The sequence below is a fragment of the Gilvimarinus sp. F26214L genome, assembly GCF_054401055.1.
This window is the reverse complement of sequence record NZ_JBTIYG010000001.1, coordinates 76755-90983: the sequence shown is the minus strand read 5'-3', so window position 1 is coordinate 90983 and position 14229 is coordinate 76755. Positions and strand designations below refer to the sequence as shown.

The window sequence follows — 14229 nt, the reverse complement described above, 5'->3', positions numbered from 1 at the left end:
GGCTAACGGTGTTGGCCCATCGAGCTGTTCGAATAGAGCGGCTTGAAAGGCAGCACCCACCGCCGCGGATACGCCTCTTGATGCCAATCTGGAACTAAGTGCGTGGAAGTATTCACTACATGGATAAGGGCTCTTGAGCTTTAGTTATCAATGTACTTTAAACTAACTTCCGATGTGTTGGTAAAGCACGGAATCCATGAGCCTCTAGGGCTGCCGTGGGACCTCAACTTCATGCAGGGTAGCGTCATACAAGAACCCGTTGACAACCCGTTCATCTTCCGGACGAAAGCGGAAGTCGGGGATAAGGTGCCTGATTTCAGCGACGGAGGCTTCCCCGCGATGTCCGGACGATTTGTGAAAATCCTGGAGGGTGCCGGTGTCGACAATCTGGAAAAATTTCCCGCATTGGTGAAGAGCGAAGTCGATGATATGGTGTGGGACGGGTACTACCTCGTTAATATACTCGGAATAATAAAGTGTGCGGATCTTGAACGATCCACCTACACCGAAACCTTTCCAGGTAACTTTAACTTCAAGGAGTTGGCCATTGACGCGGAAAGGCAAAGGATGCCTTGCTCTTCCGATTACAGGAAAGCCCAAGCACGATTCTCATTCATAAAAGTGTCGGCAAGCATATAAGTAAAATGGACCCGAACCGGGAGCTCACGGGCTGGGCGGCAAAGAAAATAATTCAGTAAGCGAGTCAACGGATTTCCGCCGGACTAGCGTAAGCTGGGGACGGCGCACCCTCGAGGCGCCACGAGGTATTCCCTGGTCCCGGACTTAACTTGTAGAATTCGAATGAATTTTAATCATTGGCAATGAAACCAACTCTCCGCCACGTCGGGTCCGGGCTGCTGCTCTTTTGTGCTTCGCTGACCTGGGCGGAGAGTGGTACTTCCCCCACCGATACCTCAAGTTGCAATGTTCGTGGTGCCAGGAGCCTGAACGTGTTAAACCTTCTCCCCGACGGAAATTTCCAGGGTCTGACCCTTCAGGCTCCGGAAAGAGTGTTTGTAACCGAGTTGACGCAGCAGAGTGACACCTGGAGGCGCGACCAGTCTCCACACGACCGAACGTACAGTGGCGAACTTCCGATCGAAGGGGTGTTCTCTGTTTTTGTTCAAGCCGGCATGCAAGAGGAAATCTGGCACGACCTGTCCAGAAAGATCGGTTTTGTCGTCACTAACTTGAGTACCGGTGAGAAAATGGAAAGAGTGCGCGTTGATGGTGGATGGCACCTTGCGCGACAAGGAATCTCAGTGGTGATTGCTCAACCGCCCGGTCCGGATCCCGACTACTATGCTTCGCTACCCAGTGGAGCGATATACGCTAAGAACTATCGCATGGATGTTTTCGACAACTTGCCCCAAATGCCGGAACCTGGGGCCGTACTGGAAATCTACGTCAAATATCGCGGGTTCCAATCAGATCCTGTTCGCGTAAACGTGGTACTGTCCGACCAGGACGGCTCCAGACCCGGTCACCCGGACCCACTCCCCACCCCCTAAAGCCTCCGTACTTTGAAGCGGCGCCCTTTGATCTTGCCTCCGCTCAGACGCTCCAGGGCTTTATCCGCTTGTTGGATGTCGAGCGTCACATAAGCGCTGAAATCGGCGATGTCGATCTTGCCCACTGCTTCACCGGGGATGCCCGCGTCGCCCGTTAGCGCGCCCAGGATGTCGCCGGGGCGGATTTTGTCCTTGCGGCCACCGGCAATAACGAGGGTCTTTTTGCTGGGGAGCATGCTGAACTGCGGGTCGATCGCAAGTTCGTCGGCGTTCTCGGGTTGGTCGCGGAGGTCCATTCTGCTCGCGTCCAGGTAAACGGTGATCCTGTCCAGCTTGTAACGCTCCGTTTCTTCCATCAGGCTCAGCGCCACGCCTTCTTTGCCGGCGCGCGCGGTGCGACCGATTCGGTGAACATAGATTTCCGGATCCCGTGGCATGTCGTAATTGATCACCATTGGCAGGTCTTCCACATCCAGACCGCGTGCGGCCACGTCCGTGGCCACGAGGATGTTGCAGCTTTGGTGCTTGAACTGAGTCAGTACCCGGTCCCGATCCCGCTGCTCCAGATCGCCGTGCAAGGCCTGGGCGTTGAAGCGGCGGCTGTCCAGATACCGTGCAACTTCCTCGGAAGTCTGCTTTGTGTTGCAGAACACTACCGCCGAGGGCAGGCGCAGGTGCTGGAGCGCGCGTATGAGGTGTTCGTTTTTCTGCTGTGCGCTGGTGAGGATGAAACGCTGCCTGATTGCCGCCGCCGCATGCTGGGCCGCTACGGTTACTTGCTCGGGATTGCGCTGGAACCTGCCGCTGAGTGCCTTGATGTTTTCTGGGTAGGTGGCCGAGAAGAGCAAAGTCTGGCGAGTGGCGGGGGTGTGGCTGATGATGGTCTCCATGTCCTCCATGAATCCCATTTCCAGCATGCGATCGGCTTCATCAAGAACCAGGGTTTTGACTCCGGACAGGTCCAGAGTCTGCTTGCGCAGGTGATCCTTGATCCGTCCCGGGGTGCCCACAACGATATGTGCTCCGTGCTCGAGGGAGCCAATCTGGGGGCCAATGGCCTGACCGCCGCTCAGCGTAACCACCTTGATGTTTTCCCGGTAGCGGGCCAGGCGGCGGATTTCCGCAGCCACCTGCGAGCTCAACTCACGGGTCGGGCAGAGCACCAGGCCCTGAACTCCGAAGTACCTGGGATTGAGCTGGATCAGGACGGGAATGGCAAACGCGGCGGTTTTGCCGCTGCCGGTCTTGGCCTGGGCGAGCAGGTCCCGGCGCTCCAGGGCAAGCGGTAGAGCCTGGGCCTGAATCGGGGTCATGGTTTGGTACCCGAGCTCGTTGAGATTGTGGAGCAGGGCGGGTGGCAGTTGAAGGGTACTGAAGGCTGGGCTGGTCACGGCGTCTCGGAATCTGGAATGGTGGCGCAGTATATAGGGCTGCGGATGATTGCGCTTGCGGCACGTACTCGTGCCGGACACGCCAATGCGGGCCCGGTACCGTAGGTTGGGTTAGGCCGAGGCCGTAACCCAACAAGGCGTCAAACACTGAACCCCTTTGTTGGGCCACGCTTCGCTCAACTTAAAGTAGATTGTTAAGAGTTAAATATCCGAAAAAACAAAGATTTAAGGCGAACTTCTACACCGGATTCGATATAGTGCGCACAGGCCGTCGTCTGCGGCCCGAGCGCTCCGTACGGAGGGGCGGGCAACCGGCGCCGGGAAGGGCTGACGCCGGCGATACATGAGACAAACCGAAAAGGGCTATATGAAGACACCGAAGCGACTGCAACCTCTGGTCGACGACGGCATGATTGACGAGGTGATTACCCAGCTTATGAGCGGCAAGGAGGCGCAGGTCTATATGGTGCGCTGTGGTGAGCACGTGCGCTGCGCGAAAGTTTTCAAAGAGGCGAAACAGCGCAGCTTCAAGCAAGCGGTTCAGTATCAGGAAGGGCGCAAAGTGCGCAACAGCCGCCGGGCGCGTGCCATGTCCAAAAAGTCCCGCTATGGGCAGAAGGAGCAGGAGAACGCCTGGGTAAGTGCTGAAGTGGATGCGCTCTATCGCCTTTCGCGGGCGGGGGTGTGCGTGCCTCAGCCGCGGGGGTTTGTCGACGGCGTTCTGCTGATGGATCTGATTCAGGATGCCGAAGGCCATGCGGCACCGCGGCTGGATGATGTCACCTTAACGGCCGAGCAGGCCCGGGACTATCACGGGCAAGTGATCACCGATGTGGTGCGAATGCTCTGCGCCGGCCTGGTTCACGGGGATTTGTCGGAGTTCAATGTGCTTCTGGATGAGCAGGGCCCGGTGATCATTGACTTGCCCCAGGCGGTCAACGCGGCCAGCAACAACAGCGCTGCCATGATGCTGGAGCGCGATGTTAACAACATGCGTGCGTACTTCGGCCGCTTCGCCCCTGAGCTGCTCCAAACAGACTACGCCAGGGAAATGTGGCAACTCTATGAAGACGGTGATTTACACCCGGATATTCCGCTGGCAGGCCGCTTTGCGCACAACACCGCGAATGCCGATGTTGCGGAACTGATGGCGGTGATCGACGCGGCGAAGGAGGAAGAAGCGGACCGCCTCGCCCGCCAGCGTGCCGAGGCTGAGGAAGGCTAACCGGGGGAGCAACTCTGGCCCAGGTATACCGCTTCGCATCGGCTTGGCCGCGAACGCCGACTCCTGTATATTCGCACAGCTAATCGAATTATCCGGAAACCTGTACATGACCTTCGACGCCATCAAAATCCGCGGCGCCCGCCAGAACAACCTCAAAAATCTCGACCTCGACATTCCCCTGGGTGAAATGGTGGTCGTCACTGGAGTGAGCGGCTCCGGCAAGTCCACCCTGGCCTTTGATACGGTTTACGCCGAGGGGCAACGCCGTTACGTGGAGACCTTTTCCGCCTACGCCCGCCAGTTTCTGGACCGCATGGACAAGCCCGCGGTGGACAGCATCGAAGGGATTCCGCCGGCAATCGCCATCGAGCAGAACAACACCGTGCGCACCTCCCGCTCCACGGTGGGCACCATGACCGAGCTGAACGACTATCTGAAGCTGCTGTTCGCGAGACTGGCGCGCCTGTTCTGCCACGCCTGCGGGCGCGAGGTGGTTATGGATACCTCGCAGAGCGTTGTGGAAGCGCTCTATCGAGACTTGCCGCTCGATCAGCGGCTGATGGTGTGCCTGCCCATCAACGTCCCGGAGAAACTCAGTGACGATGAGGTTCTGCAGTTGCTGAACCAGCAGGGCTACGCCCGCGTGCACAGCCGTTCCGGCAACCGGGTGGAAGTGGTGCAGGACCGCCTGCGGCTGAACGAGGACAACCGTGGTCGCCTCACCGAAGCGGTCGAGGTAGCGCTTCATCTGGGCAAGGGTCACGTGCTCATCTATCCACTGGATGCGGACATGCAGCCCGGTGCGCCGGCGCGTTTCTCCAGCCATCATCACTGCCCCGCTTGCGACATCAGCTATCCGGAACCGAGCCCGAGTCTGTTCTCCTTCAATTCGCCCATCGGGGCCTGTGAGACCTGCCGCGGCTTCGGCCGCGTGATCGGGGTGGACTGGGGCCTGGTCATTCCGGATGCGGGCAAAAGTCTCAAACAGGGCGCGATCAAGCCCATCCAGACTCCCAGCAATGCGGAGGTACAGCGGGACCTGCTGAAGTTCGCCAAAAAGCGCGGGGTGCCGATTACCGTCCCTTGGGCCGAGCTCAGCGATAAAGATCGCAATTGGGTGCTGGAGGGGGAAGGGCATTGGGACGATGGCGTGTGGTACGGCATCCGGGGCTTTTTCAACTGGCTGGAAAGCAAAGCCTACAAGATGCACATCCGGGTACTGCTCTCCAAATACCGCGCCTACACCCCCTGCCAGGCGTGCGGGGGCGCGCGCCTCAAACCCGAATCCCTGTGGTGGCGAGTGGGTTCATTTGCAGCGGCCGAACACGCGCTGGAAGGCCGCAAACGATTGAAGCCCTCGGGTTCAAGCCTGCCGGATGACAGGCTTGATCAACTTCCCGGCCTTAATATTCAGGAACTCATGAGTCTGCCTTTGTCCCGTTGCCGGGAGTTCTTCGCCGAGGTGGACCAAAGCGCGGACTCGTCTGCCCCTGGCAGCGCAATGGATGAAGCCAGCCATTTGTTGCTGACGGAAATTCAGTCCCGTCTGAGCTATTTGTGCGAAGTCGGCCTGGAGTATCTGACCCTCGACCGCCAGTCCCGGACCCTGAGTGGCGGTGAGGTGCAGCGCATCAACCTAACTACGGCCCTCGGCACCTCCCTGGTCAACACTCTGTTCGTGCTGGATGAGCCCAGCACCGGTTTGCATCCCAGAGATATTCAGCGCCTGGTTCGGGTACTACACCGGCTGCGGGACGCCGGCAATTCCCTGCTGGTGGTTGAGCACGATCCGCAGGTCATCCTGGCCGCGGACCGGATTCTGGATATTGGCCCCGGTCCCGGACGGTTGGGCGGGGATATCCAGTTCTTCGGCACACCCAAAGCGCTCCTGAAGCGCAGAAGCAATCTCACTGGCCGCTACCTCTCGGGGGCGGAGCAGGTGGTTGCCACCAAGCCCGATCATGGGATTGGCGAAGCTTCACCCGCGTACCTGAGCGCGCCGGCGCCGGAGCAATCCGGCGCATCCTTGCAGCGTCTCGGCATTCGCGGTGCCAGGGCGCACAACCTGAAGAATATCGACGTGGACATTCCGCTCAATCGGCTGGTCTGCCTGACCGGCGTGAGCGGTTCCGGCAAATCCACCCTCATGCGGCAGGTGCTTTACCCGGCTCTGCTTAAATTCCGCGGCGAACAGACGGAAGCCCCCGGTGCGCACGAGGGGATCGAAGGCATGGAACAGGTTCACGGAGTGGTGATGGTGGACCAGAGCCCCATCGGCAAAACCACGCGGTCCACACCGGCAACCTATGTCGGTGCCTACGGGGCCATCCGCAAACTTTTCGTGGCCACGCCGCTGGCCAAAGAGCGGGGCTATACGCCGGGAACCTTCAGTTTCAATTCGGGCAACGGTCGCTGCCCCACCTGTCAGGGTAATGGCTTTGAACACGTGGAAATGCAGTTTCTGAGCGACGTCTACCTGCGCTGCCCGGACTGCGACGGCCGCCGGTTCCGCAATGAGATCCTCGAAGTGAAGCTGCTGCGCGAAGCCAATGACGGAAGCGGGAAAGCGGTTTCCATCGCCGATGTGTTGCAAATGACGGTTGCCGAGGCGCTTGCCTTCTTCCGCGAGGAGGCGGAGGTGCTGCGCAGCCTCCAGCCTCTGGCCGACGTGGGGCTGGACTATGTGCAATTGGGGCAGGCGGTTCCGACCCTGAGCGGCGGGGAGGCCCAGCGCCTGAAGCTGGCGGGGCACCTGGCCAGTTCCCTTTCCTCCCCGAAAAACAAGGAAGGGGAGCACACCCTCTTCCTGTTCGACGAACCGACCACCGGACTGCACTTCGCCGATATCGCCACATTAATGGACGCCTTCCGCCAGCTGCTCCGCGCCGGGCATTCATTGCTCGTGATTGAGCACAATCTGGATGTGATTCGCGCAGCAGACTGGCTGATAGACATCGGACCCGAGGGGGGCGACCTGGGTGGTCAGTTGCTGGCTGCGGGCACGCCCGCCCAAATCATGGCCGGCGGTCAGGGTTATACCGCCAGGGCGTTGCGGGAATATGAGCAATCCCTGGACCGGGGGGCGGCGCTGGCCCCGGCCGCGTTCAGCGGGAAAAAGCGAACGGCCAAATCCGCGCGCGTGATCAGCGTGCACCACGCCCGTGAACACAACCTGAAGAACATCGACGTCACCATTCCCCGAGATAAGCTCACGGTCATCTCCGGGGTGAGTGGCAGCGGCAAAAGTACCCTGGCGTTCGACCTGATCTTTGGTGAAGGCCAGCGGCGCTATCTGGAATCCCTGAACGCTTACGCGCGGCAGTTCGTACAGCCGGCCTCCCGGCCGGATGTGGATGCGATCTACGGCATCCCCCCGGCGGTGGCCATTGAACAACGGACCAGCAGGGGTGGCCGCAAGAGCACGGTCGCGACCCTCACCGAAATCTATCACTACCTGCGGCTGCTCTACGTAAAGCTGGGCACCCAGTATTGCCCCAGTTGCAATGTGCCCATCGAACCCCAGACTCCTGCTGCCATTCTGGCCAGGATTCAAAAGGAATACCGGGGCCAGCAAGTGACGCTGCTAGCGCCCATGGTGGTCGCCCGCAAAGGCATCTATCGGGAACTGGCCCAATGGGCAGCGGAGCGCGGCTACTCCCATCTGCGGGTGGACGGCAAATTTCAGCCGACCAATCCCTGGCCCAAACTGGACCGTTACAAAGAGCACGACATCGAGCTGCCATTGATGACCTTGAGCGTGTCCGCCGGCAACGAGCAGGAGTTGGCCCAGGGGCTGGAACAGGCCTTGAGCATGGGCAACGGCGTTGTCATTGTTGCGCCTGCTGCCAGCGACAAAAAGGCAGTGAGCAAACGAGCTGCGAAAAGCCGTGCCGGAAACAATGGCCGAACCGGAGAGCGCCTGTTCTCTACCGAGCGCGCGTGTCCCGGTTGCGGCTGTGGTTTTGAGGAGCTGGACCCGCGACTGTTTTCCTATAACAGCAAACATGGCTGGTGTGAAAGCTGTTACGGAACGGGGGTCGTGATTGCGGGCTTCGACGAGGAGCAAACCGGGGAGGAAAGCTACTGGCTGCCGGAAGAGGGCGAAGAAGACGGCGAACGGATTTGCCCGGCCTGCGATGGCCAGCGGCTCAACCCGACCGCGCTCTCGGTGCGTTTTCGCGATCGCTCCATCGCCGAGCTGGCCGCATTGCCGGTGGACGCCGCCGAACAGTGGTTTGGCAAACTGAAGCTCAAGGTCAGCGAACAGACCATCGCCCGCGACCTGCTGGCGGAGATGCACAGTCGCCTTCGCTTCCTGCAGAAAGTGGGACTAGACTATCTGTCACTGGATCGCGCCGCGCCAACCCTGAGTGGGGGAGAGGCCCAGCGCATTCGCCTGGCGGCTCAGCTCGGTTCGAGCCTGCAGGGTGTGTGCTACGTTCTGGACGAACCAACCATCGGCCTGCACACCCGGGACAACCGCAAGCTCATCGAAACCTTGCGCGAATTGCAGCAGCAAGGCAATACGGTGATCGTTGTGGAGCACGATGAAGACACCTTGCGCGAAGCGGATCACCTGATCGATATGGGCCCCCAGGCGGGTGTCAACGGCGGTGAGGTCGTGGCCAGCGGAAGTCTCGCGCAGATCATGCGCAACAGACATTCCCTGACCGGGAAAATGCTCTCCGCGCCCTTGCGCCACCCGCTGCCGGAATTGAGAAACCAGGCCATGCGCGAACTGTGGCCCCGGGAAAAGCTCCACATCGAGGACGCGCGGCAGAACAATCTGGCGGGAGTGACTGTCAGTGTCCCTCTGCGGCAACTGGTAGCCATCACCGGTGTCAGCGGCAGCGGCAAGAGCACACTGGTGCGCGGTGTTCTCTACCCGAATCTGAAGACTGCAATTGGGGGAAAGCGCAAGCGCAAGCATGTTTGGCGGGGCGCGAGCCGAATTACCGGCTGGGAAGGCATCGACCGGATTCTGGAGGTGGATCAGACCCCGATCGGAAAGACTCCGCGCTCCTGTCCTGCCACCTACATCGGTATCTGGGACGCGATCCGTAAACTGTTTGCCGGCACTGTGGATGCGCGCCTGCGCGGCTACACGCCCGCCCGCTTTTCCTTCAATGCCGGCGATGGCCGCTGCGAGGCCTGCGGCGGTCAGGGTATGCAGAAGATCGAAATGAACTTCCTGCCCGACGTGCGCGTTCCGTGTGATGTGTGCCACGGCTGGCGTTTCAATGACGAAACCCTGAGTGTGCGCTATAAAGATAAGCATATCGGCGAAGTGCTGGCGATGGATATCGATGAGGCGGCTGCCTTCTTCGAACCCATCACCCGGGTTCACCACGCTCTTTGTCTGCTGCAGGATGTGGGGCTGGGCTATTTGACCCTCGGCCAGCAAAGTCCGACCCTCAGCGGCGGTGAAGCCCAGCGCATCAAACTTGTTGCCGAGCTGGCGAAAGCCCGCATGACGCCGGAAGACGCCCGTGGCCGCACGGCTCAGCACAACCTGTATGTGCTGGACGAGCCCACGGTGGGTTTGCATATGGCCGATGTGGAAAAGCTCCTGAGAGTCCTGCATCGCCTGGTGGACGCTGGCAATTCCGTGCTGGTGATCGAGCACAACCTGGATGTAATCGCCGAAGCCGATTGGATCATTGACATGGGCCCGGAAGGGGGCCGCCAGGGAGGCAAAGTTATCGCCCAGGGGGCGCCGGCAACCGTGATCAAGCGAAAGCGCTCACACACCGGCCAGTTTCTGGCCGAGGTCATTGGTTAGGCGGATTGACTTTAACAACTCGCAATCCGCGCACCACACATTGTTTCGCTGCGGCGTTTGCAGATCGCCCCAGCGGTTTTACGAGGAACAGCATGAGTAACCCGAGAAAGACCGACGTCTCTGTCGCCAACGAAGAGCTCAGAACCCATGTGCCGCTTTTGATCCGCTGGGGTGTTGCCTGCCTGATGGTCATTGCCACCCTTGCGGCCCTGGCAGCCCAGGGGGAGGGCGACATGAACTTTCTTTCCGTAGCGACATTCTTCGTGTTGTGGCTCGGCTGCCTGTGGAAGTTCGGCCAAAGTGCATTCATCGTCGCAGCAGTATTTATCGAGCGTCGCCAGGATTCAGAACCGGATTAGGAAATGTATGGCACTGTGACGGGAGCAGGGAGGGCTTTCAGTTAAATAACTGCCAGATCGGGGTTACATTCGCGGGCAGCGAAGGTACCCGTCCGAGTTCGATCCAGGGATTACTGGATGTGTGAAAGTCACTGCCCCGGGATGCCGCCAGACCGTGACGCTGGCACAGGGCGGCAAAGTATTCGATTCTCTCCGCGGTCAGGCCGGAACCGCAGACTTCCAGTGCAGAACCGCCGCAGGCGCTGAACTCCGCCAGCAGCTTGTTGAGCTTGCGGTTAGTCAGTTTGTATTTGTGCGGGTGCGCGAGTACCGCATGGCCGCCCGCTTTGTTGATGTCCGCCACTACGGTCTCGATGTCGGGCCAACTGGTCTTGACGTCGCCGGGCTTTCCGGATCCCAGCCATTTTTTAAACGCCTCCGCCTCCGTTTCGAATAACCCTTCGGCCACCAGGTATTGAGCAAAATGAGGCCGGCCAACGATTTCGCTGGTGGCGTATCGCCGTGCGCCCGCCAGTGCACCGGTCAGGCCCTTTTTCTCCAGCCGCCGGGCAATCTTCAGGCTGCGTTCCTCTCGCGCGGCCTTTTGCCGCCGGACCGCATCTCTCAGGAGCAGCGGATCAAAATCCAGCCCTACAATATGGATGTTGATCCCCATCCACACCGTGCTGAACTCGATCCCCGATATCAATCGGATACCGCGCCCTTCAGCAGCCTTCTGTGCTTCCGTAAAGCCGTCGTAGTTGTCGTGGTCAGTGATCGCCAGTATCTCCACCCCCTGTTCAACGGCCCGCTCAACCACGGCGGAAGGGCTGAGCCCGCCATCGGACGCGGTGCTGTGGCAATGCAGATCGGCATTGATGTTGTGTAAGGCAGTGGGCTCGGGATTCATGGAATCGGGAGGACTCTTCAAACTGGGACTTCTGGCGCGAGCCATTCTAGCAGGTTCCGGCGTGGCCGGTGCCCCCCATTGGAAGAGGTGACCAGTGAAAGAGGGCGCAGACCTAATGTCGCACCTCTCCGCCACCTTGCTGCCGCGGTACGTTTAACAGAAAACTGCACCCTTCGCCGGGATTGTTGTGCACATCAATCGTTCCGTGGTGGGCCTCCACAACCTGCTTCACGAGAGACAGACCGAGGCCGAATCCGGTCCGGTACTCCTTTTTCCGAACCGGCTCAAATAATTGAAAGTCCTCGGGCAGCCCACCACACTGATCTTCCACCGTAAACAGTGCCTCATCATTGCACTGCTGCGCCTGCACCCGGATGCGACCACCCCGGCAACTGAATTTGAGCGCTGTTGAGAACAAATTGGTCATGGCTGAAAGCATCAGTTTGGGGTCCACTTCCCATTCCATGGGCTCCACATTGCGTTCGACGATAACTTCCCGCTCGTCCGCCTGAAACGCGACTTCGTTGTAGGCCTCCTCCACCAACTCCGCCACGGTCACCCGTTGCAGGTCCAGCTCGGGTGTACCCCGAAGGCGGGCGTCGATGAGCGAGTCGTCCACCAGTTTGGAAAGCCGCGTCAATGAGCGGCGCAGGCGGGCAATCTGCCCCTCGCGCTGCTCCTCCGGAACCATGCCGAGGATCTCCGCAATCAGCGTCGCACTGTTGAGCGGGTTGCGAATCTGGTGAGCCACAAAGGCAAAATGCTGAGCCACTTCATCCGTGTACTTGCGCTCCCAGAGTTCGAAATAGGAGCGCACGGCCAATGCTGTGCCGCGCCCCATGACCCGCATGAGCTGTTGAATGTCAGCGCTGGAAGGATCCACACCCTGCTCGCGGGCGAGTCCGAGAACGGACTCTTGCAGGAGCGACATCTCTTCCGTCAGCCCGGCGATATCCAAACCCACCTGCATTCGCTGGCGACCGTGAATCTGCGCCCAATCACAGGCCGGCCATTCACCGGCCGGACTTCGCAGCGTCGTGACCAGGCACTCGAGAAACGGCGGAAGGTCGTCGACGAGCTGAAGCTCGTCCAGCTCGCTGCCCAGTTGTTCCGCAACAGTTCGTTTCCAGCGCGCAATCAGTTTGTCCGGATTCTGTTCAATCAAGTCCGCCAATATCATTCGATGAGCCTCAGTCTGTAACGTCTTGCAATGCCGCCTGGTCGACCAAACGGCGCGGATAAACACCACTGAGCTTGGTAGCAAGCTTGGCGCCAACAAATGAGATGCCAGCTTCAGCGGCAACGGCTCTCTGCCGGCAGGGAACCGCGCGGCGGCCGCGTAATCTCAGATTCCTGAGCATGGGGACCGGGAGTTCGGTTCTGAAACGAAGTGCAGCAGGGCACTGGGTGGACCATGACAGAACGAAAATCCCGGAGGGAGACTCGGGGCGATACCTCAGCCTCGGACTCATCGCCCCAGCGCTGGCGCTCGGCAGCAACGACCTTGTCCGCCTCACAGGCCGACACACTGACGCCGGCGGATAGATACCAGGAGCTCTTCGTGGACGTTCAGATGAGCCGGGTATTCGAGGACAGTAAAACTTTTGTCGATTGCGTTCCGCGGTTGGAGCCCGAACAGATCCTGGACCTATACCGGAGCCGCTGCTACGAGCGGGGTTTTGATCTGCATGAGTTTGTGCGGGAGCATTTTTCCGTGGATGAGGTCCCGGCAAGCTCGTTCGTTGCCGATCCGGACTGTACCCTTGGAGAGCACATTGAGAGACTCTGGCCGGTCCTGACCCGCAGCCCTCGCAAGTCGCCGCACCAGTCTTCGCTGCTGCCTCTGCCATACGCCTACGTGGTGCCAGGCGGCCGCTTCGGTGAACTTTACTACTGGGATTCCTACTTTACGGTGATCGGGCTTCTGGACAGCGAGTACGCCCGGGGCGAGGATCTGCTCTTGTCCATCCTGGACAACTTCGCCTACCTGATCGATACCTATGGCCATGTTCCCAATGGCAACCGCGCGTACTATCTCAGCCGCTCTCAACCGCCAGTGTTTTCTCTCCTGGTGGAGCTGCTCGAAAAGAACCGGGTCTGTAACGCGGTGGACTACCTCCCGGCTCTGCGGCAGGAACACGCCTGGTGGATGGATGGCGCCCGCGAGTTGCGGCCGGGCGAGGCCCATCGACGGAGCGTCTGCCTCCCCGATGGTGCGGTGCTGAATCGCTACTGGGACGACCGGGATTCGCCCCGCGAGGAGTCCTACGCGGAGGATGTGCTGACCGCGCGACGGTCTCATCGGCCCGTTCATGAGGTTTATCGCGATCTGCGCGCGGGCGCGGAATCGGGCTGGGATTTCAGTTCGCGCTGGCTGGACGATGCGCGAGACATTGCAAGCATACGCACTACGGGTATTCTGCCCGTCGACCTCAACTGCTTCCTGCTCAAATTGGAGCAGCAGATTGCCCGGCTCAGTGAGCGCAAGGGGGAAAAAGTGGCCGCGGAGGAATTTCACCAGCGGGAGGGCCAGCGCCGGGAGGCCATCAACCGATGGTTCTGGAACGAACTGGAGGGGGCCTTCTTCGATTACGATTGGCAGTCGTGCACACCGCGAAGCAATCTGACCGCCGCGACGGTGACGCCCTTGTTCGTTGGCTGCGCCAGCGCCACCCAGGCCAGGCGTATCGCGGCAATTGTGGAGGATCGGATGCTGGCGCCCGGAGGCATTCGAACCACGGAAGCGGAGGGCAGCAGTGAACAATGGGACCCGCCCAATGGATGGGCCCCTCTCCAGTTCATGGCCACTCAGGGTTTTACGGATTATGGTTACACGGACCTGGCACAAACCATAGCCCATCGCTGGCTGCTGATCGTCTCGGAACTGTACGAAGCCGAAAGCAAACTGGTGGAAAAATATGTTTTGCGGCCCACCATCGAGCACGCAACCGGTGGCGAGTATCCTCTCCAGGACGGGTTCGGCTGGACCAACGGCGTTGTGGCTTGCCTGCTCCGCGCGCTCCCCGAGGACCCGGCGACACGGTGTCGTTCACCCCGCCGCAATAAATGAAC

General features: G+C 60.0%; 9 protein-coding genes and 1 pseudogene. 7 read left to right on the top strand and 3 right to left on the bottom strand.

Features of this window, described 5'->3' with window-relative positions:
* Positions 1-150 precede the first annotated feature (150 nt).
* Positions 151-639 (top strand): hypothetical protein, encoded by a 489-nt coding sequence (locus ACURWW_RS00370; RefSeq protein ID WP_445615021.1) that lies wholly within the window; start codon positions 151-153, stop codon positions 637-639.
* Positions 640-950: 311 nt separating this feature from the next.
* Entirely contained in the window at positions 951-1511 is a 561-nt protein-coding gene (locus ACURWW_RS00365; RefSeq protein WP_445615020.1) for a hypothetical protein, read from the top strand.
* Here ACURWW_RS00365 and dbpA read toward each other — a convergent pair.
* Positions 1508-2902: an ATP-dependent RNA helicase DbpA gene (gene dbpA, locus ACURWW_RS00360; protein WP_445615019.1), complete on the bottom strand. Its 1395-nt coding sequence runs from the start codon at positions 2900-2902 to the stop codon at positions 1508-1510. The genes ACURWW_RS00365 and dbpA overlap by 4 nt on opposite strands.
* Positions 2903-3269: 367 nt before the next feature.
* On the opposite strand from dbpA, the gene ACURWW_RS00355 reads away from it, so the two are divergent.
* The 4 genes and pseudogenes from ACURWW_RS00355 to ACURWW_RS00340 all read left to right on the top strand — a co-directional run bounded on the left by ACURWW_RS00355 (position 3270) and on the right by ACURWW_RS00340 (position 10268).
* Entirely contained in the window at positions 3270-4127 is an 858-nt protein-coding gene (locus ACURWW_RS00355; protein ID WP_445615386.1) for a PA4780 family RIO1-like protein kinase, read from the top strand.
* 106 nt (positions 4128-4233) lie between these two features.
* Positions 4234-7083, top strand: a pseudogene (uvrA, locus tag ACURWW_RS00350) (excinuclease ABC subunit UvrA); the annotation flags it as partial.
* Between the two features lie 60 nt (positions 7084-7143).
* Complete coding sequence (gene uvrA, locus ACURWW_RS00345) at positions 7144-9909, top strand: excinuclease ABC subunit UvrA (protein ID WP_445615385.1); 2766 nt, start codon at positions 7144-7146, stop codon at positions 9907-9909.
* 92 nt (positions 9910-10001) lie between these two features.
* Positions 10002-10268 carry a hypothetical protein gene (locus tag ACURWW_RS00340; RefSeq protein WP_445615018.1) on the top strand — a complete coding sequence of 89 codons (267 nt, stop codon included), beginning with the start codon at positions 10002-10004 and terminating at the stop codon, positions 10266-10268.
* 37 nt (positions 10269-10305) lie between these two features.
* On the opposite strand, the gene ACURWW_RS00335 is transcribed toward ACURWW_RS00340, so the two are convergent.
* Positions 10306-11178: a PHP domain-containing protein gene (locus tag ACURWW_RS00335; protein ID WP_445615017.1), complete on the bottom strand. Its 873-nt coding sequence runs from the start codon at positions 11176-11178 to the stop codon at positions 10306-10308.
* A 91-nt stretch (positions 11179-11269) separates the two neighbouring features.
* Entirely contained in the window at positions 11270-12337 is a 1068-nt protein-coding gene (locus ACURWW_RS00330; protein WP_445615016.1) for a sensor histidine kinase, read from the bottom strand.
* Positions 12338-12571: 234 nt separating this feature from the next.
* Between ACURWW_RS00330 and treF the strand changes: the two genes are divergently transcribed.
* Positions 12572-14227, top strand: a complete 1656-nt coding sequence (gene treF, locus ACURWW_RS00325) for an alpha,alpha-trehalase TreF (protein ID WP_445615015.1) — start codon at positions 12572-12574, stop codon at positions 14225-14227.
* The last annotated feature ends 2 nt before the right edge of the window (positions 14228-14229 follow it).

Excerpts from the sequence above, each read along its gene's own strand:
- ACURWW_RS00340 (WP_445615018.1), top strand. The coding sequence starts at position 10,002 with ATGAGTAACCCGAGAAAGACCGACGTCTCTGTCGCCAACGAAGAGCTC.
- uvrA (WP_445615385.1), top strand. The coding sequence starts at position 7,144 with ATGGCCGGCGGTCAGGGTTATACCGCCAGGGCGTTGCGGGAATATGAG.
- ACURWW_RS00370 (WP_445615021.1), top strand. The coding sequence starts at position 151 with ATGTACTTTAAACTAACTTCCGATGTGTTGGTAAAGCACGGAATCCAT.
- ACURWW_RS00330 (WP_445615016.1), bottom strand. The coding sequence starts at position 12,337 with ATGATATTGGCGGACTTGATTGAACAGAATCCGGACAAACTGATTGCG.
- treF (WP_445615015.1), top strand. The coding sequence starts at position 12,572 with ATGACAGAACGAAAATCCCGGAGGGAGACTCGGGGCGATACCTCAGCC.
- ACURWW_RS00355 (WP_445615386.1), top strand. The coding sequence starts at position 3,270 with ATGAAGACACCGAAGCGACTGCAACCTCTGGTCGACGACGGCATGATT.